General features: G+C 67.0%; 22 protein-coding genes and 1 riboswitch. Of the genes, 12 read left to right on the top strand and 10 right to left on the bottom strand.

Translation table 11 applies throughout. The features are described 5' to 3' along the window. Positions 1–17 precede the first annotated feature (17 nt). Positions 18–728, top strand: a complete 711-nt coding sequence (locus tag AB0M22_RS28060; RefSeq protein WP_364732929.1) for an alpha/beta hydrolase — start codon at positions 18–20, stop codon at positions 726–728. A 55-nt stretch (positions 729–783) separates the two neighbouring features. Here AB0M22_RS28060 and AB0M22_RS28055 read toward each other — a convergent pair whose 3' ends face one another. The 4 genes from AB0M22_RS28055 to AB0M22_RS28040 all read right to left on the bottom strand — a co-directional run bounded on the left by AB0M22_RS28055 (position 784) and on the right by AB0M22_RS28040 (position 4,783). Further along, entirely contained in the window at positions 784–2,700 is a 1,917-nt protein-coding gene (locus AB0M22_RS28055; protein WP_364732927.1) for a Xaa-Pro dipeptidyl-peptidase, read from the bottom strand. 87 nt (positions 2,701–2,787) lie between these two features. Beyond that, positions 2,788–3,747: a M64 family metallopeptidase gene (locus AB0M22_RS28050; protein WP_364732924.1), complete on the bottom strand. Its 960-nt coding sequence runs from the start codon at positions 3,745–3,747 to the stop codon at positions 2,788–2,790. 221 nt (positions 3,748–3,968) lie between these two features. Beyond that, positions 3,969–4,094 (bottom strand): hypothetical protein, encoded by a 126-nt coding sequence (locus AB0M22_RS28045; protein ID WP_364732921.1) that lies wholly within the window; start codon positions 4,092–4,094, stop codon positions 3,969–3,971. After that, entirely contained in the window at positions 4,088–4,783 is a 696-nt protein-coding gene (locus tag AB0M22_RS28040) for an SDR family NAD(P)-dependent oxidoreductase (protein ID WP_364732918.1), read from the bottom strand. The genes AB0M22_RS28045 and AB0M22_RS28040 overlap by 7 nt, the downstream gene beginning before the upstream one ends. A gap of 91 nt (positions 4,784–4,874) precedes the next feature. Here AB0M22_RS28040 and AB0M22_RS28035 point away from each other — a divergent pair, with 91 nt between their 5' ends. Both AB0M22_RS28035 and mgrA read left to right on the top strand, forming a co-directional pair. Continuing rightward, on the top strand, positions 4,875–5,474 hold the full coding sequence (locus AB0M22_RS28035) for a TetR/AcrR family transcriptional regulator (RefSeq protein WP_364732915.1): 600 nt from the start codon (positions 4,875–4,877) through the stop codon (positions 5,472–5,474). Between the two features lie 40 nt (positions 5,475–5,514). After that, a complete protein-coding gene (mgrA, locus tag AB0M22_RS28030; protein ID WP_364732912.1) occupies positions 5,515–6,558 on the top strand; it encodes an L-glyceraldehyde 3-phosphate reductase in 1,044 nt (347 codons plus the stop codon). 16 nt (positions 6,559–6,574) lie between these two features. Here the strand turns inward: mgrA and AB0M22_RS28025 are convergent, their stop codons facing one another. Then, positions 6,575–7,756, bottom strand: coding sequence for an acyl-CoA dehydrogenase family protein (locus tag AB0M22_RS28025; RefSeq protein ID WP_364732909.1), 1,182 nt, complete (start codon positions 7,754–7,756; stop codon positions 6,575–6,577). A gap of 119 nt (positions 7,757–7,875) precedes the next feature. On the opposite strand from AB0M22_RS28025, the gene AB0M22_RS28020 reads away from it, so the two are divergent. The 6 genes from AB0M22_RS28020 to AB0M22_RS27995 all read left to right on the top strand — a co-directional run bounded on the left by AB0M22_RS28020 (position 7,876) and on the right by AB0M22_RS27995 (position 14,083). Next, complete coding sequence (locus AB0M22_RS28020; protein WP_364732906.1) at positions 7,876–8,475, top strand: hypothetical protein; 600 nt, start codon at positions 7,876–7,878, stop codon at positions 8,473–8,475. Between the two features lie 55 nt (positions 8,476–8,530). Further along, positions 8,531–8,649, top strand: a riboswitch (SAM riboswitch). Positions 8,650–8,802: 153 nt separating this feature from the next. Next, on the top strand, positions 8,803–9,576 hold the full coding sequence (locus AB0M22_RS28015) for a 2OG-Fe(II) oxygenase (protein ID WP_364732903.1): 774 nt from the start codon (positions 8,803–8,805) through the stop codon (positions 9,574–9,576). Beyond that, a complete protein-coding gene (locus tag AB0M22_RS28010; protein WP_364732900.1) occupies positions 9,576–10,295 on the top strand; it encodes a tRNA-dependent cyclodipeptide synthase in 720 nt (239 codons plus the stop codon). Before AB0M22_RS28015 ends, AB0M22_RS28010 begins: the two co-directional genes overlap by 1 nt. Next, complete coding sequence (locus tag AB0M22_RS28005) at positions 10,292–11,728, top strand: MFS transporter (RefSeq protein ID WP_364732897.1); 1,437 nt, start codon at positions 10,292–10,294, stop codon at positions 11,726–11,728. The genes AB0M22_RS28010 and AB0M22_RS28005 overlap by 4 nt, the downstream gene beginning before the upstream one ends. Before the next feature lie 187 nt (positions 11,729–11,915). Continuing rightward, complete coding sequence (locus AB0M22_RS28000) at positions 11,916–13,463, top strand: sugar porter family MFS transporter (protein WP_364732895.1); 1,548 nt, start codon at positions 11,916–11,918, stop codon at positions 13,461–13,463. Between the two features lie 80 nt (positions 13,464–13,543). Continuing rightward, positions 13,544–14,083, top strand: a complete 540-nt coding sequence (locus tag AB0M22_RS27995; RefSeq protein WP_364732892.1) for an NUDIX hydrolase — start codon at positions 13,544–13,546, stop codon at positions 14,081–14,083. Here AB0M22_RS27995 and AB0M22_RS27990 read toward each other — a convergent pair. Continuing rightward, positions 14,064–14,927, bottom strand: a complete 864-nt coding sequence (locus AB0M22_RS27990; protein ID WP_364732889.1) for a hypothetical protein — start codon at positions 14,925–14,927, stop codon at positions 14,064–14,066. The genes AB0M22_RS27995 and AB0M22_RS27990 overlap by 20 nt on opposite strands. Before the next feature lie 723 nt (positions 14,928–15,650). On the opposite strand from AB0M22_RS27990, the gene AB0M22_RS27985 reads away from it, so the two are divergent. Beyond that, positions 15,651–15,935, top strand: a complete 285-nt coding sequence (locus AB0M22_RS27985; RefSeq protein ID WP_364732886.1) for a hypothetical protein — start codon at positions 15,651–15,653, stop codon at positions 15,933–15,935. A 42-nt stretch (positions 15,936–15,977) separates the two neighbouring features. Here the strand turns inward: AB0M22_RS27985 and AB0M22_RS27980 are convergent, their stop codons facing one another. Genes AB0M22_RS27980 through AB0M22_RS27970 form a run of 3 tightly spaced genes read right to left on the bottom strand, consistent with a single transcriptional unit; the run spans position 15,978 to position 18,996 of the window. Continuing rightward, positions 15,978–17,366, bottom strand: a complete 1,389-nt coding sequence (locus AB0M22_RS27980; RefSeq protein WP_364732883.1) for a DHA2 family efflux MFS transporter permease subunit — start codon at positions 17,364–17,366, stop codon at positions 15,978–15,980. Beyond that, complete coding sequence (locus AB0M22_RS27975; protein WP_364732881.1) at positions 17,363–17,566, bottom strand: hypothetical protein; 204 nt, start codon at positions 17,564–17,566, stop codon at positions 17,363–17,365. Before AB0M22_RS27975 ends, AB0M22_RS27980 begins: the two co-directional genes overlap by 4 nt. Then, entirely contained in the window at positions 17,563–18,996 is a 1,434-nt protein-coding gene (locus AB0M22_RS27970) for an amidase (protein ID WP_364732878.1), read from the bottom strand. The genes AB0M22_RS27975 and AB0M22_RS27970 overlap by 4 nt, the downstream gene beginning before the upstream one ends. 80 nt (positions 18,997–19,076) lie before the next feature. Here AB0M22_RS27970 and AB0M22_RS27965 point away from each other — a divergent pair, with 80 nt between their 5' ends. Continuing rightward, complete coding sequence (locus AB0M22_RS27965) at positions 19,077–19,472, top strand: MerR family transcriptional regulator (RefSeq protein ID WP_364732875.1); 396 nt, start codon at positions 19,077–19,079, stop codon at positions 19,470–19,472. A 266-nt stretch (positions 19,473–19,738) separates the two neighbouring features. Beyond that, the gene (locus tag AB0M22_RS27960) at positions 19,739–20,050 is read left to right on the top strand and encodes an ABC transporter C-terminal domain-containing protein (RefSeq protein ID WP_364732872.1); all 312 of its coding nucleotides are present in this window, start codon (positions 19,739–19,741) and stop codon (positions 20,048–20,050) included. On the opposite strand, the gene AB0M22_RS27955 is transcribed toward AB0M22_RS27960, so the two are convergent. Continuing rightward, positions 20,037–21,203, bottom strand: a complete 1,167-nt coding sequence (locus AB0M22_RS27955; protein ID WP_364732869.1) for a CoA transferase — start codon at positions 21,201–21,203, stop codon at positions 20,037–20,039. The two genes, AB0M22_RS27960 and AB0M22_RS27955, sit on opposite strands and share 14 nt — an antisense overlap. Positions 21,204–21,250 lie beyond the last annotated feature (47 nt).

The raw sequence follows: 21,250 nt of genomic DNA, 5'->3' as shown, positions 1-21,250 counted from the left end.
CCAGAAAGGGACCATTCGTGAGTACCACCCCCACCATCGTGCTGGTGCACGGCGCGTTCGCCGACTCCTCCAGCTGGAACGGCGTCGTCGAAGTGCTACGCGCCCAAGGCTATTCGGTCGTTGCCGCGGCAAACCCGCTGCGCGGCCTGGCCGGCGATGCCGCCTACATCACTTCGGTCCTCGATGACGTCGACGGCCCGACCGTGCTGGTCGGCCATTCCTACGGCGGCAGCGTCATCACCGTAGCCGCGGCCGGCAAGCCGAATGTCAAGGCGCTGGTCTACATCGCCGCCTTCATCCCGGCCGCGGGCGAGAGCGCGCTGGAACTGACCGACAAGTTCCCCGGATCCACCCTCGGACCGACCACCCGTCCGGCGAACTACCCCCTCGCGGACGGTAATTCGGGCACGGAGCTGTACATCCGGCAGGACGAGTTCCCCGCCCAGTTCGCCGCGGATGTGCCCGCCCCCGCCGCCGAGCTGATGGCCGCAACCCAGCGGCCCGTCGCCCTCGACGCCTTGCAGCAGCCCGCCGAAGCCGCTGCGTGGCAGACCATCCCGGCGTTCGCGCTGCTCACCACCGAGGACAAGAACATCCCGGTCGCGGCCCAACGGTTCATGGCCGATCGCGCCTCCGCGCACACCGTCGAGGTCCCGGCCTCGCACGCGGTCAGCGTCTCCATGCCCGGCGTGGTCAGCGACCTGATCACCTTGGCCGCCGAGAAGTAGACAGCGAAAATCCGGTCACGCCCGATGTTTTCGGGCGTGACCGGATTTCGGGCGGTCAGCCGATCGCGGCGTTGAGCGCCGCCTGGCCACCGACCACCGGGAACGACACCTTCGTCTCAGCGAGGTTCACGCCGAAACCCGGCCCCGGCTTGGGCCGCAGGGTGAACTCGTTGTCGCTGGACAACACCACCACGCCCAGCTTGTGCCCGCGCGCCAGCACATAGTCGTGCGGTTGCATGGACAGGTTGACCGCGTACTCCTTACCCGGCGTGATCGGGCTCGTCTTGCTCAGCGATTCCCGGTTCTGCGGGTCCACCCAGCCCCGGGTGACGATCCGGGAGCTGCCGTCGGGCGAGCGATCCACCAGCAGCGCGGTCATATTCGCGGCCGGCCGCTGGAACGTCACCTTGAACGCGACATCCACCGCGCCGCTGATCCGCAACGAGGTCGCGGTCGCCTTGGAGAAGTACGCCAGCCGGTTCGGTGAACTCGGCGCGGCGACGAGGTCGGCGGCCGACTTGCTCGCGTCGTCGTCGAGGGATTCGGTAACCCGTCCGGCGCCGGTCGAGGCCAGCCCGCCGGTATTGCGGCCACCCGGCTGGAACACCGCGGTCGCGGCGGCCGTGGCCGGAGCGGGCCACTCCGCCTCGTTCACCCAGGACTTGTCCTCGCGCTGGATGGTGGCCTTGGGCTCGCGGTCGATGCCGTTGTTCTGGCCGAGCAGGTACTTGCTGAACCAGCGGTTCACCGTGCGCAGCCACTCGTCCTTGCGCAGGCCGATCGGATCGGTGTGGCCGGACTGGTGCAGCCAGATCTTGTGCGGCACACCGGCTTTCTTCAGCGCGTCGTACCACTGGGCGACGTTCTTGGTCTTGACGTTGAAGTCGTTGAGACCGTGCACGGCCAGGACCGCGGCCCGCACCTTGCCGACGTCGTTGAGGTAGTTGCGCTCGTTCCAGAACTCCGTGTAGTTGCCGTCGACCCGGTTCTGGTCCTGCTCGATCTTGTCGATGATCGGGGCGCAGATCTTGCGATCGGCCCTGGTGTAGACGTACTTGGCCAGCACGTCGGTGTCTTCGCCCTGGTACGTGCCGGGCGCGACCACCGCGCCTGCCGCCCGGTAGTAGTCGTACCAGTTGCTGATCGCGGCGATCGGCACGATGGCCTCCAGCCCTGGCACGCCGGTGGAGGCGACCGCGTTGGGCAGGGTGCCGTTGTAGGACACGCCCATCATGCCGACCTTGCCGCTGGCCCAGGTCGCGGTGATCGCTTTGCCTTGCGCGTCACGGGCTTTCGCCCGGCCGTTGAGCCAGTCGATCGGGGCCCGCGCGCCGATGGTCTCGTTGCGGGCGCCGGAAGTCGGGCAGCCGGTGGAGGTTCCGGTGCCGAGCGACTCGCCGTACATCACCGCGAAACCACGGGCGAGGAAGTATTCCTCGTACTGCCAGGTGATCTGGCCCTTGTCGAGGGTGATGCCCGCGGCCCGCAGATCCTCGGCCACCCGCGCGCGCATCTCCCCGGGCGCAGGCGCCATCCGCGCGTCCGCGCCGTCCGGCACGTAAAGCTCTACGTCCACACCGTGATTGGTGACGTCGTTGCCGCCGGAGAAGTACGGGCTCGCCTGGTAGACCACCGGCAGCTTGCCGGTGGCATTGGCCGGGCGGACCACCTGGACGTGCACCTCGTCGTCTTTACCGTCGGCGTCGCTGTCGATCGGTGCGCGCACCCAAAGGTCTTGGCGCACCGGCGCGGCCGGGCTGAACACCGGCTGCGCCTCGCCGCCGGAGAAGCTGGGCCCGGTCTGCGGTTCGGCCATCGCGGGTGCGCCGGAGAGCAGTAGCGCGGCGGCCACGGCCAGCAGCGCCAGGCGCGGTAGCCGCCGCAGGGTCGACACGGTCCAGCCGACGGCCCGGACCACGCGGGTGCGCGGACCTCGCCGATCGGGCCGGTGTTGCTGCTGTCTGGATGCCATTGCCTTCTCCTTGTCACCGCTCAGCACGAGGCACTCCCGTGTGAGACTCGAAATAACTGCTGGCTCAGGGGAATTGCCAGTGCGGGATCAGGGTCGACTCGGCGGGCTCTTGCGCTCGATCGCGGTCTTCATCGCGTCCAACCCGATCAGGTTGAATTCACGGCCGAGGGAGCGCATCAACGAGTTGTCGGTGGGCCGGTAGACGCCGCGCTTGTAATAGACCGCACCCTCATAGGTGCCGACGACACCGCCGTCCGGGGACTGTTTGCCCAGGTACTGGTACCACTTCGTGCGGTTCTGCTGCATCTGCGCGCTGGTGTAGACCGAGGCGTTGGCCTCGCGCGGCTCGCGTCCGGTGTAGCGATCGTTGGGGTAGTCGTACTCGTCGGCCAGGCCACCCACCGAGTGCCCGAGCTCGTGCAGCACGATCTGTCCCGCCTGGGCGTTTCCGCCGGACGAGGTCGCCACCCCGCCGCCCGCGCCGCCGTACTTCGTGGTGTTGGCCAGCGCGATCACCTGATCGGCCTCGGGCGCCAGCCGGGCGTACTGCAACGCCTTGGTCTCGTTGACGCACAGCAGCCGTTCGGTGCCGCCACACCAGAAGGTCATGTCCAGCGCGGTGTTTCGCAGCGTGCCGCGCGGATCGTTGTCCACGCCGGACTGCTGGGACACCACGTTGACCGCCCAGACGTTGAACGAGTTCTTGTACGTCTTGAACGGCTCGACCTGGGTGATCTCGTTCCACCGGTTGACCGCGTGCTGCTTATAGGTGCCCAGTTGACTCGAGGTGTACCCATCACCGACGAACACCAGATCGAACCGCTGATTCGACGGCCCGGTCTGCTGGATCGCGATCACGTCCGCCTGCACCGCGGACCGCGGTGCAGGCGACTTGTCCGGTACCGGCGCGAGCACCCGGCTGATCGTGCCGTCCGGCGAGAACACTTCCCGTTCCTCGGTCGGCGCGGCCGATCCGACGGCGACCGACATTCCGGCAATGATGAACGCGCCGAGCATGATTGCGAACATGCGTCGTAACAAGGGCATGACGGAGCTCCTCGAGTGGTTCGCGAATTCGATCCGGACGGCGCGTGCCGATCTACGGTCGTGTCGAATTCCTAACCAAGGAACCACATTTGAGCAGCCAACTCGACTGAGGAATAACTGGGGAATACGGACAGCCCCGACCTGGGGTTACCGGGTCTTGAACGCCTTGCTCGACCACGTCGTCGAGGCCGGCCCCCGCACCAGAGGCGCGGCTGCTGGCCTCACTCGACCGCGCCCAGGTCGAGCAGCTCACCGATGGACTGCGCACGCTCCTGCTCGCCCTCGGCGACACGACCCTCACCTGACGCGAAAGCCAGTCGCGCCCAGGCCAATACCGCCGCTACCACGGGACGGTCTCGCCGTGGCGATCGAGGAACTGCAAGCCGGGTGCGCCGGCCTGCGCCTCCAGCACATCGACGACCGCCGGGATGCTCTCCTTGGGATCGAGCGGCGCGTCGGGCCCCCCGAGCCGGGTCTGGTTGTGGCCGGGATCGATGAGCAGCTTGGTCTGCCCGTCGTCGGCATTGCGCGTGGCGTAGCTGCGCATCAGCTGGTTGAGCGCGGCCTTGCTCGCCTTGTACAGCTCGTACCCTTCCTCGGTGTTCCGCGAAATGCTGCCCTGCTCAGAGGACATGACCGCCACGGTGCCACCGGGCGCGACCAGATCGCGCAGCGCCTCCACGGTGCGCAGCGGGCTCAGCGCGTTGGTGATCATCACCTCGGTGAACATGCCGGTCGGCACCTCGCCGATCGGCAGGTCGCCGCGGTCGATGGCGGCGTTGACGAAGCGCAGATCGAGTCGCGTGCCGGCCAGGCGCGCACGCAGTGCCGCCAGATCGTCGGCGCTGGTCATCTCCAGGGACTCGACCCACAACCGCCCGTGGGACGCATCGGCATTCGCTTGCAACTCGCCGCCGCCCTGCCGGGTGGTGGCGATGACTTGCCAACCGCGTCCGGCGAGTTCGCCGGCGAGCACGAGCCCCAGCCCACGGGAGGCCCCGATGACGAGGGCTTGACGGTTCGACGTATCGGACACAAAAACTCCGTTCAACTGCGGATATATTTTCTAGACTAGACGTTGCGTCTAGATTAACCCATCGCGGCCGCCGATGGGTATTGTGATTCGCATGCCAGCCACCAGCACGCCGTCGCCGCGACCTAGGTCCGGTCCTCGGCGCGACGAGGCCGCCCGCCTGGCCGTGTTGCATGCCGCGGACGATCTGCTCGTCGAGCACGGTTTCAGCGCACTGACCATCGAGGCCATCGCGCGCCGGGCCGGCGTCGCCAAGCAGACCATCTACCGCTGGTGGCCGTCGAAGGTCGAGATCCTGCTGGACACGATCATCGAGGACACCGGCAAACACCTGCCCGTTCCGACGGAAACGCCTACGGCGGAGAGCATTCGGGACTATCTGCGCGCCTTCGCGCGATTCCTCACCCACGACCCGGCCGGCAAGGTCCTGCTCGCGCTCATCGCCCAGGCGCAGCATGATCCCGGCACCGCCCAGAGTTTTCACGAGCGCTACCTCGGTCCGCGCCGCGCCCAGGAACGCGATCTGCTCGTGCGCGGCATCGAGGCCGGGCTGATCGCGCCGAGACTGAGCCCCGACGCCGCGCTCGACGCGCTCGTCGGCCCGATCGTCTATTGCGCCCTGACCGGCTCGCCGCTCCCCCGCGGCCTGGTGGACACGCTCGTCGAGGACCTGCTCCTGCCCCGCTCGAACTGACTGTCCGTACAACCGATTTCGCGAGGACGAGGAGGTCCGCATGACATACGTTCCGGAACCGACCAGGTACGGGGGCGCCATGGGCTACCGCCGCTCGGGCCGATCCGGGCTCGACCTGCCGCTGCTCTCGCTCGGCTTCTGGCACAACTTCGGCGACGATCGCCCCTACCTCGTCCAGCGCGAAATCGCGTTGCGCGCTTTCGATCTGGGCATCACGCACTTCGACCTGGCGAACAACTACGGGCCGCCATACGGCTCGGCGGAGATCAATGCCGGGCGCATCCTGCGCGAGGATCTCGCCGCCTATCGCGACGAACTCGTCATCTCGACCAAGGCCGGATGGGACATGTGGCCGGGGCCGTACGGGCAGGGCGGCGGGTCGCGCAAGTATGTGCTCGCCTCCCTCGATCAATCGCTGGGCCGGCTCGGACTCGACTACGTCGACATCTTCTACTCGCACCGGTTCGACCCGACGACGCCGCTGGAGGAGACCGCGGCCGCACTGAATACCGCTGTCCGCCAAGGGAAAGCCTTGTACGTCGGCATCTCCTCGTACACCGCGCAGGATTCCCTCACGATGGCGAGGCTGCTGCGCGAGCTGGGCACGCCGCTGCTCATCCACCAGCCGTCCTACTCGATGCTCAACCGCTGGATCGAGACCGAGGGTCTGCTCGACGCCGCCACCGAGGAGGGGTTCGGCGTCATCGGGTTCACCGCGCTCGCGCAGGGACTGCTCACCTCGAAGTACCTCGACGGCATCCCACCGGAATCCCGTGCCGCCCAGGACAAGTCGTTCCAGAACGAGCTGCTCACCCCCGAGATGATCGAACGGCTGCGCAAGCTCGACGCGCTCGCGGACAAGCGCGGGCAGACGCTGGCGCAACTGGCCCTGGCCTGGGCGCTGCGCGACGATCGGGTGACCTCGCTGGTGATCGGCGCGTCCACCACCGAACAGCTCGAGCAGAACGTCGCGGCGCTGGGCACGCTCGAATTCAGCGCCGGCGAACTGGCCGAGATCGACGCGCTGCTCGAGGACGACGGTGCGGTCGATCTGTGGCGGTCGGCACGGCAAGGCACGCTCTGAAAGGTGTTGCGAGGACTCAGATCGTCGGGTTCACCACGTCGATGCCGAGGGCGAGCTTGCCCGCGTGCTCGTGTTGCGTGTCGCGCAGATACAGGTGCTGGTTGAGCACGTTGATATCGCGCCAGAGCCGTTGGATCGGGCTCGACTCGTAGATCGCGCTCGCACCGGCGATCCGGAAGAGGTCGTCGACGGCGTCGCGGCAGGTGTTCGCGGCCCAGACCGCCTGCTGATGCAACTCGCTCCGGTCGGCAACCGGAAGCAGGCTCAGGTCGTCGCCGCGTAGCCGCCGGTCGACGTAGGTATCGAACACCGCCCGCGTGGACTCGCGGGCGGCCCGGATCGCGGCCTGTGCGCGTCCGACTGCCCGCTGGATCACCGGGTCCGCGGACGCCGGCTGGAACGTCGGCGGTCCGGCGCGCGTCGGCAGCACGGCGAGGACCTCGTCGAGCGCGTGCTCGGCGGTACCGACCGCGACCCCGGTGAACCCGGGCGCGAGCAGGCTGAACAGCGGAAGCCGATACTTCGCGTCCGCCAGCCGGCTGGGCGCGAGGAACGGAAAGGTCCGGCGCGCAGGCACATACACGTCGTCGAGCGCGAAACTCATCGAGCCCGTGCCGCGTAGGCCGGCCACATGCCAGTCGTCGATGATGCCGACGTCGTCGGCGGGCACGACGACCGAGACGAGTTCGGGCAGCCCGCCCGCTCCCACCTTCGGCGCGCCGTCCGCATCGAGCAGCACGGTGTTGGCCATAACCCAACCGGCATAACCGATTCCGCTGGCGAACGGCCAGCGCCCGGTCACCCGCAACCCGCCCTCGGTCGGCGTGCTGCGCCCGTTCGGACCGAACACCAGCGACATCGGCCCGATCCCCTCGGCCAACACCTCGTCGATGCCGTCGGCCGGCAACTTCGACGCCACGATGGCCGGTGTCGTCGCGCAGATGAACAGGCTCCACGCCGTGCTGGTATCCGCGTAGGCGACCGCCCGCACGATCTCGAACGCCTCGTCGACCCCGATCAGACCGCTGCCGCCGACACCGGTCGGGGTGAACACGCCCCACAGGCCCGCGGCCGAGATGGCGTCGACCACCTCGTCCGGGAGATCGCGGGCGTCCTCGGCCTTCTGGCTGTACTGCCGCGCGATGGGCGCGAGTTCGGTCACCGCACCGAGCGCGTCGTCCAGCGACCGAATGGTCATCAGCGAACTCCTTCATCGTCGGGCGCGCCGCGCCGGGCAGATTTCCGGTTCAGCCTCTCCCCTGCTCGATCGACAGCGAAAGCCCTGTTTTCACTCAACGGACCGAGGATTCTGAATCCGTGAAGATTTACGCCGATCGGGCTCCCGTCGCCGCCCGACAATTGGTCACGGATCTGCTGGTGGCGGCGTGGGTGTACGGCTCGATCAAGGCCGCGCTCTGGCTGCACGACCTGGTGCAGAAACTCGCCGTTCCCGGTCAGAAGCTGGAGGGCGCGGGCGGCGGCCTGGCCGACAGTCTCGGCGATGTCGGGCGCAAGGTCGGGCGGGTCCCGGTGGTCGGCGACGATCTGACCTCCCCGTTCGAACGCGCCGCCGGAGCGGCCCGCTCGATGGCCGAGGCCGGGCACGATCAGCAGGCGCTCACCAACGATCTGGCCATGGCCCTGGCGATCAGCCTGCTGATCGTCCCGCTCGGGCTCGTCCTGTTCGTCTGGCTACCGCTGCGCGTGCGCTGGATCCGCCGAGCCGCCGCGGCCGTGCGCCTGCGGACCGCGCCGGGCGGACGAGACCTGCTCGCCTTGCGCGCGCTCACCAATCAACCCCTGCGCACACTGGACCGGATCGACGCGGACGTGGTGGACGCGTGGCGGCGCGGCGACGACGATACGGTCCGCGCACTGGCCGCGCTGGAATTGCGCGGTCTCGGTCTACGTGCATAACTCAGCGCGATTCAAAAGCGTGACAACGCTTCTGGCGTGCGGAACTCTTGAGTCAGGTCAAGAGTGCCAGCGTCAAGTCCCCGGCTAGCTGGCCGGCAACCCTCCAACCGCGGCGGGGTGCCCCGGGTCAAGACCAGGCCGAGCCGCGTAATGCGGCCCGGGCAAGCGCGGGCTCCGTCGACATTCTGGAGCCCTCTCGAGAGATGGGGGTCGAGCCATGTCCGAAACCGCGAACTCCCCACTCACGCCTGGGCCTGTGCCCGGTCCATCGAGCGACAACCAGAGGGGATCGACATGACTACGGCCACGCCAGCTCTCGGAGACCGCGTGTTGGACACCACCAGGCAAGGATTCGACCACGCGTCGCTGACCGCGCTGTTGAACGGCGACGTGCACGCGGTCAGACTGGCCGGATTCGTCCGGCCCGACGCGCTCGATCACTTACGCCGGGCGTTCGTCGGCAGACAGGATCACGGGCCGCTGGCCACCGACCCGCAGTTCCGGCGGATCGGGCACGCGTTCTCCGAGACCAGCACCGAGGCCGGACGCGGCGCGTACTTCGACGAGGCCCGCCACAATATCGACCGGCTGCGCGATATCGCCTCGCCATATTCCTATCCGGCGGACGATGTTCGGCTGCTGCTGGACGAGATCTGGCCGGCCGGAGCGAGTTTGCTGCGGCGCAACGGGCAGGCGTTCTTCGCCGGGGTCGCGCGCTACCAGCTCGCGGGGGTGGATCTCGAGCCGCACACCGACAACGTGGGCCGAAACCTGCCCGAGGACTTCGAGATTCGGATCGTCCGCCAGCTCTCGGTCAACGTCTATCTCGACGTCCCGGACCGGGGCGGGGAATTGGAGATCTGGGACGACTATCCCGACGAAAGCGAGTATCGAGACCGCTCCGGCGACCGGGTCTACGGCATCGACCGCGCGGCCGTCGGCGAGCCCGCGCTGGTGATCACGCCGCAGGTCGGCGACGCGATCTTCATCGATCCGCGCCGGGTACACGCGGTCGCGCCGTCGCAGGATCGCCCGCGCATCACCATCGGGCTGTTCATCGGGGTCAGCGATCCGGCCGAGTCGTTGAAGGTGTGGAGCTGATGGCTACGACCACGCTGCTCTCCGCGTCCCACAAAGCCGCCTACGACCTGCGCTCGGACGGCATCACCACCGACGGACGGTCCACCGTGCTGCTGGTCAGCGTCGGCGCGGACTATCACGAGGGTGAAAAGCTCGCCGCCACCATCGATCTGATCAACCGGTCGAACTTCGGCCGCTGCGCGATCGCGGTCGCGGACACCCTGCAACGGCACAATCTCAGCGGCGGAACCGATATCGACCGGCACGCTCGGGCGCGTATCGCCGGCGACCAGTGGATCGCCCGCAATATCGGCTACCTGGACCAGATCGATTGCCCGACAAACATATTGCGCTGGGACTTCGCGCTGTCGCATCCGCGTTACGGCGATCTGTACGACGCGATCGAGCACGCCTACGAGACCGACGAACCGTATCGGCACGCGATCGACAGCACCATCGATCGGTTCATCGAACGACGGCTTTCCCGCGAGCCGGAGGTCGATCAAGAGTCGGTGCGGAAGTCGTGCCGCGCATACCTTTTGGAGGAATGCCCGATCATCATGCCGCTGTGGGCGCACGAGGGTTTCGACTACGTGATCTATCCGCAGAAGATCTCCGCCGCGATGGGGCGCACGCGGGAACTCTTCGTCGAGCCGGAGCACCCGGACCGGGTCGCGTGGTTGCCCTTGCGGTTCAAGAAGCGTAAGTCGGCGTCGAACAACACGGAGGCCGACCAGTGACCGTCGAGATTCCCGCGCGGCGGCGGGTCGTCGGGTTCACCGGGTTGGCGGTGGCGTCGTTTCTCGGGTGCATCGACCTGACCATCGTCACCACCGCGCTGCCCGCTATCGGTGCGGATCTGCAAGCGGGAGCGTCGAATACGGAGTTGACGCTCGGCGTCTTCCTGATGGCGTTGTCGATGTTCATGGTGACGGCCGGGCGGGTCGCCGACCGGCTCGGGCGGCGGAAGGTGCTGCTGTTCGGGCTCGCGCTGTTCGTGGTCGCGTCCACGGGCGCGGCGCTGTCGTGGTCGATCGGGGTGCTGCTCGTCGCGCGGTTCGTGCAGGGCGCGGCGTGTGCCGTGCTGTACACGAGCACGTCGACGTTGGTGGAATCGCTGTTCCCGCAGGGTGATCGGGGGAAGGCGATCGGATGGTTGTATTCGGTGAACGGGCTCGGGTTGGCCATCGGACCGGTGCTCGGCGGTCTGCTGGTGCCGAGCCTCGGGTGGCAGTCGATCTTCTGGATCAATATTCCGCTCGGTGTCGCTGCCTTGATCGCGATCGCGTTCGCGGTCCCGCAGGTGCAGCCGGATACCAGCGGCGGGACCGATTGGGCGGGGCAGGTCGTTGTCGCGTTGGCCGTGGTTTCGGCCGTCGGCATCTTCGTCCTGGGTGACCTGCGTGGATGGCTGTCGCCGTGGGTGTTGATCGCCGCGGTGGTGCTGGTCGCGGCCGTGACGGTCGGGATCGTCGCGGAGCGGCGGGCGGCGAATCCGTTGATCGACCCCGCGTTGTTCGGCAATCGGCGATTCGTGGCCGCGATCGTGTCGGACTTCTCACTCGGTTTGTTCTATGCCGCTGCGCTGCTGGTGATTCCGACGTATCTCACGCAGGGACGGGGCTTCGATGTGCGGCAGGCGGGGTTCGTGCTGCTGCTCGTCAGCGGGACGCTCGCGTTGTCCTCGCCGGTCGCGGGTCGGTTCGTCGATCGGTTAGGCGCGCATTCGTTGCTGCCGTGGGGGTTTGGGCTGTTGGCGCTCGCGGGTGCCGGTATCGCGTGGTCGGCGTTCGATGACCGATTGGCGGTGCTCTTCGTCGCGCTGGTCCTGTTCGGTGGTGGTTGGGCGCTGGTGCTCGGCCCCGCGACCGTGCTGGCGATTTCGACCGTGCCGCCGACGCGGTCCGGATTCGCGGTCGGGGCCTCCTGGACGTTCCACAACCTGGGTGGCGCGATCGGTGCGGCCGTAGCGACCGTTGTCTTCGGACATATCGACCTCGACCTCGCGCCGGAGGTCGGCGATGCGACCGGAAGGGTGGCCTCGATAATCGCAATCACCAGCGTGGTGGCCGCGGTAGTCGTGGTTGTTTTGACTGCCGGACGGGCCGAAAAGGCATCTGACGGCCGGTCAGCGGCCGATCTGCCAATTCCCGTCGAGGCGGGGACAACGTAACTCACCGGAGTGCAGCGGTTCTCGTTTCCACGCGAGAACCGCTGCACTGCAACCGTTTCCGCGTCCATATCGCGCAAATCGCATAAATCCGATAAACCACACATTCGACTAAACGCGAAAGTAATTCTATTCACAAACAAGACCGCTAAGTTTGCGCGGCCGGTTCCGGCACTATCCACTGGAGCGCATGCCCACCGAGAGTACGACGATAACCAGGCGCCGGAGTTTCATTCCGCGACTGCGCCGTCGCAACCTCGACGGCTACGAGATGGTCGTCTCCGCGCCGGAGAAGCCGACGGCCGACGAGAACCAGAGCGCCGATCGCAATGTGGTCATCGTGGCCTTGTTCGCCGCGCTCGGCGGCATGCTCTACGGCTACGACACCGGCATCATCTCCGGTGCGCTGCCCAAGATGTCCGCGCAGTGGGGCATCGACCACACCCGGCAGGAGATCCTGACCGCCGCGATCCTCGCCGGTGCGGTGATCGGCGCGCTGGTCGGCGGCTCGCTGTCGAAGCGGCTGGGCCGCCGCAAAACCATCTTCATCATCGCCTGCGTCTTCGCCGTGGGCGTGCTGGCCTGCGCGCTCGCCGTCGACGCCTGGATGATGACCGCCTGCCGCCTCTTCCTCGGCCTGGCCGTCGGCGCCTGCTCGCAGATCGTGCCGACCTACATCGCCGAACTCGCGCCACCGCATCGCCGCGGCGCGATGGTCACCTTCTTCAACATCGCCATCGGCGTCGGCATCTTCCTCGCCAACCTGGTCAGCGTGGTCGCGGCCAGCGACGGCACGTTCGAGCCGAGCAACGACTGGCGCTGGATGATCGGCATCGCCGTCATCCCCGCGCTGGTGCTCGCCGCCGCCATGCTGCAACTGCCGGAGACGCCGCGCTGGCTCATCGACAACGGCACGGTCGGCAAGGCCAGGGTGGTGCTGCGCTGGATGCGCCCGAACCGTTCGGCCGCCGTCGACGAAACCCTGAAGATCTGGGCGATCTCGCAGCAGGAGCAAAAGGCTTCGCGCGGCGGCTGGGCCAACCTGACCCAGCGCTGGGCCCGTCCCGCCCTGGTCGCCGGCCTCGGCATCGCCGCCTTCACCCAGCTCTCCGGGCTGGAGATGATGATCTACTACTCGCACACAATCCTCGGCAGCGCAGCCGGTTTCAGCACCGGACTGGTCGTCTGGTCCGGCCTCGGCATCGCCGCCGTCTACCTCACCTTCACCGCGGTCGGCGAACGTCTCGTCGACAAGGTCGGCCGCCGGCGCCTGATGCTCCTGCTGATCCCTGGCGCCACCACATTCCTGTTCGGCTTCGGCCTGCTCTTCGTCCTCACCGACCACCCCAACCGCTACCTCACCCTCGCCCTCATGCTCGCCTACATGGCCTGCAACGCCGCCGGTCTGCAAGCCGTCGGCTGGCTCCTCGGCTCCGAGCTCTACCCCCTCAGCATCCGCGACCGCGCCACCAGCCTGCACGCAGTAGCCCTCTGGGGCTCCAACCTCGTCCTGACCCTCACCGCCCTCAGCACAATCGACACCCTCGGCCTAGGCCCCGCCTTCCTCATGTACGCCCTCTTCAACCTCCTGTCGTTGGTCTTCGTCTACTTCTTCGTCCCCGAAACAAAAGGCCACTCCCTAGAAGACATAGAACAATCCCTCCGCAACGGCACCTTCAAACCCCTGAGCGGCAACATCGGCACCACCACAAACACCTCCCCAGGCAACCATTCCTAGCCGTGGGCTGACACCGGGACGCCCGGTAAGTAGAGCGGCGTTTCGGCCCTCCAGTTCGGGTTGGCGCTACCGTCGAACACGTGAGCCGCACCCAGTGGACGATCCACAATGAGAACGTCGTCGACGAGAACCGACACATCAAGCTCTCGACCGTCGATATCGAGTTGCCCGACGGGGTGAAGTTCACACAGTACGTAGCCCGTTTGCCGCGGTGCGCAATGACGTTGGTGCTCAACGACAAACGCGAAGCGCTGCTGATGTACCGGCATCGGTTCATCATCGACCGCTGGGTATGGGAGCTGCCCGGAGGCTATGTCGACCATGCCGAGGATGTCGCCGTGGCCGCAGCTCGTGAAGTCGAGGAAGAAACCGGTTGGCGGCCGAAGACCATGGAACACCTGGTCACCTATCAGCCAGCCATCGGCACACTGGATCAGCCACAGGAGATCTACCTTGCGCGTGGTGCGGACCTGACCGATACGCCGCCCGACATCAACGAAGCCGAAGACATCAGATGGGTTCCCTTGACGGACGCGGTCGAGATGATCGATCGGGGTGAAATCATCGGCGCTGCAACAGTTGTCGCGGTGTATCGCGCACTCAGTCTGCCCGCGTTGTGATTGCGAATACCTGACGCCGGAAGTAGTCGACGTCGGGCAGCGCGGTGTGCGCCGCGAGCCGCTGACGTACGTCGCGAAGATAAGCGTGGGTCCGGTGCGACTCCAGTCCGCCGATGATGTCCAGGGCTTCGGTGCCGATCCGCGCTGCCTCGTAGGGATCTTCGTCAGCGAGGGCCGAGGCAAGCAGGCACAGATTGAACGCGCGCCCACGAAGATAGCCGTCAGACATGTTCAGTGATTGTTTCGCGAACTGTGCCGTCCTCGCGTAATCACCCAGATCACGGAAACAGTGGGCCGTCTTGGCCGACAGATACGCACCGTCGAAATAGTCCAGCCAGGCCGGCCGCGCCGAATCGGCACGGCTGTAGGCCCGTTCGGCCGCGTTGAGGGACGTAGCGCAGGAGGCGGCGTCGGCGCGAGCGGCGTGACCATGCGCCTCGACCATGTGGCATTCCGACTCCAGCGCCGCCAATCCTGCTCCGCGCGCGGCGATCTGCGCCGCGCGGGCGAGGTCGATGGCATCACCAGGACGGCCGACATAGTTGGCTTGGTGGCTCATCGCGGCGAGAATTTCCGCGCCGAGCCCCACGTCCCCCGCTGCGCGAGACATCCGGAGGGCCTGGATCAGGTACCGCTGCGCGAGGCCATGTTCTTCGAGGTCGTAGGCCGCCCACCCGGCGAGCTTGGTCAGCTCGGCGGTCGTTGCGAACAGCTGGCGTCCGACCGATTCGTTGTAACTACCGTGCAGCAACGGCGCGACCGAACTGTGCAGGTAGTGGACGATGGTCGAACGGACCCGGCCGCCACCGACACGATTGTCCAGATCCCGGAATGCCATGGTCATCGTGCGCACCGCGTCGACATCTGCGTGCCCGACTCGACGGACCCCGGCGGAGACAGGATGCTCCGGCCCCGGCAAGGTGAGCCACCGCATCGATGCGGCCGGTACACCGCTACCGCGTACGACGCCCCCACCAGAAACCGTCTGCGCTCCACGTCACTCCGCCACAGCGCGGTCGCGGCCGCAGTCGCCTCTGCGATGCTCAACGAGAACTCCAGCCCGAGATCTGCCGGGGTATGCCCGCCCGACATTCCGCAGTCTGCCGGAATCACCCGTCGCCCGAGCACTTCCGTCAACACCTCGGCGATCAACTCCGGCCCCGGTGAGTTCGGCTGCTCGCCCGCCACCCAGCGTCCGACCGCGGTGTGGTCGTATCCGAGTTCCACTCCTACGGCACGTCCACGTTCAACCACTCTGCGCGCGAAGCCCTTTCGACTGAGCCTGGGCTTCGATTCGTCCAAGAGCTCGATCAATTGCCTGTTCGGAACCTTGGGCTGACGTCCCATAGTCAGGAGTGTGGCACGCGCCGCACTCCTGACACCAGAACCCGAAGGCCGTGCACACCCCCTTTGCACACACTTGCCTACCGCGCGCGTCTTTTGAGTTGGCACGCGTTCGCGGTCCCCTTAGGTCGGCACCCGACGCCGCGCCGATGCCGCAGCGGCACACCGTTCGGTATCGGCGGCGGGTGTCACCAACGGCATCGAACACGGCAGGGGTGACGCAATGGGGTTCAACTGGTGGCGGGAATCCGAGGCGGGTGGCTCGTCCGTGCAGGAGATCGTGGACCGAGTGCAGGCCGAATGGCGAGCGGAGCGCGGCCGAGCCGAGATGTGGCCGGAGGGATGGCCGCATGAGGCGCCCGAGCAGCCGCTCAGTGTCTCCGAGGCACATTGGACGATGCAGCGCCACTGCGAGTGCCGCGCCGACGAATGCCCGCGTAAGGCCGCCGCCCGGCAAGCCCTGATCGAGGCCGGCCGGATGCGGCCGGACGCTGCCCGGGAGCGCTGAGTGGTGGTCATTAACTCTGTTGTGGCAGAGACTATTCCGGATCTATCCGCGCGGCATGGTCACCAGGGCGACTAGGCAGGCGGCGGTTAGGGAGAGGGCGCAGGTGGCGAAGCTGGTGGCGTAGCCGGCGGAGAGGGAGATGGCGCTGAGGGCGGCTAGGCCTACGGCGCCGCTGGTTTGGCGGACGGTGTTGAGGACGCCGGCGGCCAGGCCGTTGCGGTCGGGTGGGACTCCGTTGGTGGCGGCGACGGTGATGGGGGTGAAGGCGGCGGCGGTGCCGTAGCCGAAAATTGCGCCGGATACCAGGACTGTCCATACGTAGGACGCGTCGAGGGCGATGCAGGCGGCGGTGCCGGCCAGGCCGGCTGCGCTGATGGCACAGCACAGCACGGTCGCGGTGCGGACGCCTAGGCGGACGGTCAGCCAACCGGCAGATCGGGAGCCTGCGGTCATCGCGACGCCGACGGGTAGGTAGCCGACGCCGGCCTGCAGCGGTGAAAAGCCGTGCACGTCTTGCAGATACAGGGCCAGCAGTACGGGGCTGGCGAGGAAGCCAGCGCCGACCAGGAACATCACCGCGTTGGCGCTGCTCACCGAGCGGATTCGGAAGACGTCGAGCGGCAGGATCGGGTCTGTGGCCCAATAGGTTTGGTGAATTCCGAAGATCCCCAGCAGAACGAAGCCGCCGAGTAGCGCGCCGAGCACGCCGGGCTCGGTCCAGCCGACGGCCGCCGAGCGCATGATCGCCAGCACCACACCGGTGATGCCCGCGGTGACCAGCAGCGCGCCGACGATGTCCAGGCGCGTCCGCGAAGATGCCGAAACCTGCGGCGGCAGTGCGAGAATCGCACCGACCATGCCGATCACGCCCAGTGGCGCGAGGACGAAGAACACCGAACGCCACCCGGCCAATTCGGTGAGCAATCCGCCGACCACCGGCCCACTCGCGGCACCGGCAGCGGCCACCGCACTCCACAACGCCAACGCGCGAGCCCGCGCCGCCGGCTCCACGAAAGTCGTGGTCAGCATGGACAATGTGACCGGCATCAGCAGTGCGCCACCGAGTCCTTGCACCGCTCGTGCCGTCAACAGGAACGCGGGTGAATCCGCCAGTCCGACGGCCACCCTGGCCACGGTGAATATCGCCATACCCACGAACATGATTCGGCGACAACCGAAGACATCCGCGCAGCGTCCGCCGAGGAGCAGGCAACCCGCGAAGGCGAGGGTGTAGGCATTGACCGCCCACGGCAGCGCGGCCGGTGTGAACCCGAGGTCAGCACGCAGGTCGGGCAGGGTGACGGAGACGATCGTGGCGTCCATGACGACGGAGAACGATCCGATACAGGCCAAGATCAAGACCAACCGTTGCGGTTCCCACCGTTGGATCCGGTCGCGTGCTCGATCTGCCACCGTTGTGTACGCGCTCACCGGCCCCACTCCTCGACTCGCGCAGCAGCGTGGAACCGCGTCGCGGGATCGACGTATCGCGCTTCGAGCACGGCGTAAAGGGCATCGATCGCCGCGCGATACGCCAGGTAAGTTGTTGCCAGACCAGCCATCTCGGCCGCATTCGCGGGCAGCCCGGCGGCGTTCAGCAGTGTGCGGACGGTGTCGAACGACTCGTTCATGCCGCTGCCACCGCCCCGTAGCCCTGCGGCCGTTGTCGATGCCACTCGGTGCGCTGCTGAAAGGCATCACCGACCCGCAGGATCGTCGCCTCACCGAACGCGGGCCCGGCGATCTGGAGCGACAGTGGCAGCTCGGTCGCGCCGAACCCCATCGGCACCGCCAGCACCGGGTTGCCGACTCCATTCCAGTACGGCGTGTGCACATTCCCGAAAAGCTTTGCGTCGTCCTGGAATCCCGCCGCATCCACCAATTCGTCGAACCTCGGCGCACCGACCGCCGCCGTCGGACCGACCACCACGTCGAACCGGTCGAACAACTCACCGACCGCCGACTGCGCGACACGCCGGACCCGTTGCGCCTGAACATAATCGGCCCCCGACACCAGCGCGCCCTTCGCCAGCAATCCCCGCGACGACACGAAATAGTCGTTCCACCGCTCGGCCAGCGCGCCACGATGATAGGCAAGGCCCTCAGCGGTCACGGTCACGAGCGTCGCCATGATGGTTTCCTCCCAATACGGCAGGACGACCTCTTCGAGTTCAGCACCGAACGCCGCGAGAACATCTATCGCACAGTCGAAGACACCGGCCAAACCTGGATCGGAACCGTCGGGGAAATGCGCTCGACGCGCCACTCCGACACGCAACCCGGTGAGATCAACAGTCCCAACCTGGAACTCACGGATCGGTCGTCCACCGGCATGCGCAGCAACACTGTCCGGATCGCTCGGATGCGGACCGGCGATCACCTCGAGCAACGCCGCACAGTCTTCCGCGGTACGCGCCAACGGCCCCACCCGATCCGCGCTGTAACCCAGTGGCACACAACCGGATTTCGGCACCCGACCAAAGGTCGGCATCAACCCCGTGACCCCACAGAACGCCGCGGGCATCCGAATACTCCCCGCCGTATCCGAGCCAAGACCGGCCAGAAACAACCCTGCCGCGATACCGCCGGCCGTCCCGGAACTCGACCCACCCGTCCAACGATTCGAATCCCACGGATTCCGCGGCAACGGAAACGGCTCACTCGAACTCGGCACCCCACACGCGAACTCCATCGTCGTGGTCTTCCCGGTGAAGATCGCCCCCGCCTCCCGCAACCTGGCCACCGTCGGCGCATCCCGCCCCGCACCCCACGCACGATCGTGCACCGAGCTCTGCGCGGTGGTCTCGCCGTCAGCCACCGCGATGGTGTCTTTCACCGCGATAGGAACGCCGTGCAAAACACCCCGATCGAGACCACGGGCACGCTCCTCGTCGGCCCGACGAGCCTGCCGCCGAGCCGCCTCATCGAACCGGGCGAGATAGACCCCCAACTCACCATCGTGCCGATCGGCCCGCGCGATCGCGCCCTCGACCAGCGCGACACTGGTCGTCTCCCCCGCCCGCAACGCACGAGCCGCCGCGGCAACGGAATGCAGCTCCACTGACAAGTCATCCTCCAGGTCGAACCAACAAAGTTAGGGTCACCTTGCCTGTTCAACCCGGGTTGAGGTCAACTAGAAGAATGCAGCTGACCCCGATCGCCTCCGTCGTGGACCACTTCGGCATTCCCCTGTCCACGCTGCACTACTGGGAACGCCGCGGCATCCTCACCGCGCACCGCCGCGGCGGCCGGCGCTGCTACGACGAGGACCAGCTATACCGCATCGCCCTGATCAAGCAATGGCAGACCACCGGCCTGATGAGCCTCGACGAGATAGTCACCCTGCTCACCGCCCGCTCCACCACCGCCGACTGGCGCGGCACCGTCAACACCCACCTGTCCGCCATCGAAACCCGCATGCGCGAACTCGAATCCGCCCGCCACTACCTGCACTGGCTGCTCACCTGCTCGCACGACGGCGACCTCGAACAGTGCCCCGGTTACCGGGCTTCGATCACACTCCCGCACGGACCGTAGGCAGGTCGAAATCCCTCGTTCGCTAACCGGACAAGATCCATCATGATCAGTACGTGATCCGCTCGTGATTGACCGTGATATGCCAGTTAACGCCATCTGAACTCGATTTTAGAATTCGCCCTACGGCTCGTGGAATGTCAGCACAAGTTCTACGTTGGAGCCGGTATCGACAACCCGTCGATACCGACGAGATAGACCGAATCAGGCTGCCTCGCCTCGAGTTTGCCGTCTATTGAATTAGACGATGCTGCCTGGAGGAATTGCACATGGCGCTCTACGTCACCGAGTGGTCGATCACCAGTGATGCCAGTCCGGAATGCGCGTCGCGCATCACTCACCGAGGGCGGCCCGCGTGGCGGTTGAGCTGGCTGCCCGACCGGATCCTGACCCTCGAACAGGCCAGGGCCGGAATGGAACTCGACGAACTGCTGAGCGATCCGGAAAACGTGAACGACTACGCCGCCATGGCGCGGGCGGACGTCTGCGCGGGCACGATCGGGATGCTGCGCGCACACGTGGTGATCCTGCTGGCCCGGCGCATGGCGGCGCGGCTGCCGGTCGCGCTCAAAGCGAGTTGACTCCGTCGGGATCCGCGTCCAGCCAGGCACGGATTCGATCGGTGCCCGAGCCCAGCTCGGGTGGCGCCGCGGTATAGCGAACCGGATTGCGGGACAACGTGATCGGGTTCGCGACCAGCGGCGGCAGTCCGGTGTCCGCGGGAATTCGCGGCCGCAGGCCGAGCCGGTCGGCGAGCGCGAACGCGCCCGCCATGTCGTTGACCGGCCCGCAGGGGACGCCCAGCGGGGTAAGCAGCGCTTCCCAGTCGGCGGCCGGCTTGGTCCTCAGGATGTCGCCGAGCGTGGCCGCCAGGACCTCGACATTGGCGACCCGCATGGTGTTGTTCACGAATCGCGGGTCATCGGCCAACTGCTCGGCGCCGATCGCCCGGCACAGTGTCGCGAACTGACCATCGCTGCCGACGGCCAGCGCCAACGGCCGATCTGCGCTCGGAAACACCTCGTACGGGGCAATGGACGGATGCCGGTTGCCGAGCCTGGTCGGCACCACGTCGGCCAGCGCGTAGGCCGCGCTCTGGTTCACCAGGCCGGCCAGCAGACTGGACAGCAGATTCACCTCGACCAGCTGCCCCTCCCCGGTCGCGTCCCGATGCCGCAGCGCCGCAAGCACACCCACCGTCGCATGCAAACCGGCGAGCACGTCGACCACCGCGACGCCGGTCTTCATCGGTTGTCCCTCCCCCGTGATGCTCATCAATCCACCCGCCGCCTGAATGAGCAGATCGTAACCAGGCAATTCGGCGCCTATTCCTGCGCCGAACGCGGACAACGAGCAATAGACGACCCGCGGATTCAACTCCTGCGCCTCCGCATAAGACAGCCCGAACTTCGCCATGGTCCCCGGACGGAAGTTCTCCACCACAATGTCGGACCGCCGCACCAATTCCCGCGCGTACCGCTGTCCTTCCGCGCTCCGCAGATCAAGAGCAACCGAGGTCTTGTTCCGATTCACCGACTGGAAATAGGTAGCCTGCCCACCCACGAACGGCGGCCCCCACCCCCGTGTGTCGTCCCCCGCGCCCGGTCGCTCCACCTTGATCACCTCGGCCCCCAGATCGGCCAACATCATGGTCAGGTAGGGCGCAGCCAGAATCCGCCCGAAGTCCGCGACCACAACCCCGGCCAGCGCGCCCGCCCGTTTCTCGTCCGTCATACCGCCACTCCACCACGAGCGGCGGTCGAGCGGCGATCACACCCCCG

It is taken from the genome of Nocardia sp. NPDC051756, from assembly GCF_040681495.1.
Classification (GTDB): Bacteria; Actinomycetota; Actinomycetes; order Mycobacteriales; family Mycobacteriaceae; genus Nocardia.
This window is presented reverse-complemented; position numbering and strand designations above follow the sequence as displayed.